Here is a 2,265-nt window from a genome sequence, read left to right as displayed (position 1 = left end):
CAGCGGCAAGCTGCCCGGAGCGAATGCCGACGGCGACCTGCGCGCCTGGATATGCGACGGCAGCGGCCGCCTCGCACGCCTCGAAGCGACCGACGCGCGCAGCGGCGAGCGCGTGATCCTCGATCTCGACTGGTCGCGCCGGCCCAGTGTGAGCGCGCCGCAGGAGTAGTCGCTGCGCATGATCGAGACCTTGCCGCCGCTGCTGGCAGCCGACGAGCCGCCACCGTATTCGATCGAGAACGCACACGGCGCATCGCCGTTCTTCCTCACCTGCGACCATGCCGGGCGGCGCATTCCGCGCGCGCTCGGCGATCTTGGCATCGATCAGCGCGAGCTGCAGCGACATATTGCCTGGGACATCGGCGCGGCCGGGGTGATGTCGCATCTGGCCGCGCGCCTCGACGCATTCGCGATCGCGCAGACCTATTCGCGCCTCGTCGTTGACTGCAACCGCCCACTCGAGTCGCCGACCTTGATCACGCCGCACAGCGAGCGCACCGATGTTCCCGGCAACGAAAACCTGTCGCCGGCGCAACGGCAGCAGCGCATCGATGCGGTGTTCCGTCCGTACCATGCGCGCATCGAGGCCGAACTTGATGCGCGCCGCGGGGCCGGCCGGCCGACGATTCTCGTCACGGTGCACAGCTTCACCCCGGTCTATCTCGACGTGGCGCGCCCGTGGCAGGTCGGCATCCTCTATCACCGCGACGCGCGCCTCGCACATGCGCTGCTGCGCCTGATCCGCGACGAGGGTGAGTGGGTGGTCGGCGACAACGAGCCGTATTCGGTCAGCGACACGAGCGACTACGCGATCCCGGTGTACGGCACGCAGCGCGGCCTGGCCAACGTCGAACTCGAAATCCGCCAGGACCTGATCGCCGATGCCGACGGCCAGGCGGCCTGGGCAGGACGCGTCGCCGCTTGGCTGCGCAGCGCGGCGGCGGCGGCCGGCGTCCTCTGAGCCTTGTCGCGACCTGCGTCGCGCTCGTCGTATGATGCATGCGAGAACCCGACAAGGAGAAGGATCATGTCCGACGAAATCATCGACAATCGCGCGCGCAATCGCTACGAACTCACTGTCGACGGCATCACCGCGCATGTCGACTACTCGCGCAAACCCGGTGTAATCACCTTCATCCACACGATCGTGCCCGAGCAGCTCGCCGGGCGCGGCATCGGCTCGAAGCTTGCGCAGTTCGTGCTCGAGGACGCACGCCGCAACGGCGAAAAAATCATTCCGCAGTGTCCGTTCATCGCCGCCTACCTCAAGCGGCACAAGGAATACCAGGACCTGGTGCTGGCATGAGCGGCGCGCGTTTCGATCCGCCCGAGGTCGTCGCGGGCGCGGTCGTCGTCGCCGAGACCGGGGAGGGCAAGTTCACCCAGGTCCTGCTCGATGGCCGGCATGTACTCGTCGCGGACGAGCCGGTCGATGTCGGCGGCAACGACGCAGGCCCGGGACCGTACGAGCTGCTGCTGATGTCGCTCGGCAGCTGCACCTCGATGACGCTGCGCCTGTACGCGGCGCGCAAGCAGATTCCGCTCGAGCGCGTGATCGTGCGGCTCACGCACGCCAAGCGCTACTTCGACGACTGCAAGGACTGCGGCGACAAGCCGGTCATGCTCGACCACATCGAGCGCGAGATCGAACTCGTCGGCGCGCTGAGCGAGGAGCAGCGCACGCGTCTGCTCGAGATGGCCGACAAGTGCCCGGTGCATCGCACGTTGACGTCGAAGATCGTCATCGACACGCGGATTAAATAAAAGTAACGCGTCCAAGGGTTGATCTTGGCGGAACCTCGTTGCAACCTTGGAAGTTCACGTCCAAGTCGAGGAGTCTGCATGCGCGCCATTGTCCGATCGCTGTCCCTTTCCATCGCCGTCGGTATGACCATGTTCGCGGCGCAGGGCAGGGGGCAGGCGCCTTCCGCCGATGAGGTCGCGTTCCGCGACCTCTACAAACAGCTCGTCGAGATCAACACGACGCGCTCGGTCGGAAGCTGCACGCAGGCAGCGGAAGCGATGCAGGCGCGGCTGGTCGCAGGCGGCTTTGCCAAGAGCGACACGCAGGTTCTCGTGCCGCCCGATCGTCCGAAGGACGGCAACCTGACCGCGATCCTGCATGGCAGCGACAAGCTCGCCAAGCCGATCCTGCTGCTTGCGCACATCGACGTCGTTGAAGCCAAGCGCGAGGACTGGGAGCGCGACCCGTTCAAGCTGGTCGAGGAGAACGGCTGGTTCTACGCGCGCGGCTCGAGCGACGAC

General features: G+C 66.4%; 4 protein-coding genes. All 4 read left to right on the top strand.

The genetic code is table 11. The features are described from left to right. Positions 1-178 precede the first annotated feature (178 nt). On the top strand, positions 179-961 hold the full coding sequence (locus tag VF497_RS14950; RefSeq protein WP_330890122.1) for an N-formylglutamate amidohydrolase: 783 nt from the start codon (positions 179-181) through the stop codon (positions 959-961). 66 nt (positions 962-1,027) lie between these two features. Next, entirely contained in the window at positions 1,028-1,306 is a 279-nt protein-coding gene (locus VF497_RS14945) for a GNAT family N-acetyltransferase (RefSeq protein WP_330890118.1), read from the top strand. Then, positions 1,303-1,764 carry an OsmC family protein gene (locus VF497_RS14940; protein ID WP_330890117.1) on the top strand — a complete coding sequence of 154 codons (462 nt, stop codon included), beginning with the start codon at positions 1,303-1,305 and terminating at the stop codon, positions 1,762-1,764. The genes VF497_RS14945 and VF497_RS14940 overlap by 4 nt, the downstream gene beginning before the upstream one ends. Before the next feature lie 78 nt (positions 1,765-1,842). Next, positions 1,843-2,265: M20/M25/M40 family metallo-hydrolase (locus tag VF497_RS14935; RefSeq protein WP_330890115.1), on the top strand; the 423-nt coding region annotated here is incomplete at its 3' end.

The sequence above is a fragment of the Rudaea sp. genome, from assembly GCF_036383415.1.
Classification (GTDB): domain Bacteria; phylum Pseudomonadota; class Gammaproteobacteria; order Xanthomonadales; family Rhodanobacteraceae; genus Rudaea.
The sequence above is the reverse complement of the archived record's forward strand: the minus strand, read 5'-3'. Positions and strand labels throughout refer to the sequence as shown.

Excerpts from the sequence above, each read along its gene's own strand:
- VF497_RS14950 (WP_330890122.1), top strand. The coding sequence starts at position 179 with ATGATCGAGACCTTGCCGCCGCTGCTGGCAGCCGACGAGCCGCCACCG.
- VF497_RS14945 (WP_330890118.1), top strand. The coding sequence starts at position 1,028 with ATGTCCGACGAAATCATCGACAATCGCGCGCGCAATCGCTACGAACTC.
- VF497_RS14940 (WP_330890117.1), top strand. The coding sequence starts at position 1,303 with ATGAGCGGCGCGCGTTTCGATCCGCCCGAGGTCGTCGCGGGCGCGGTC.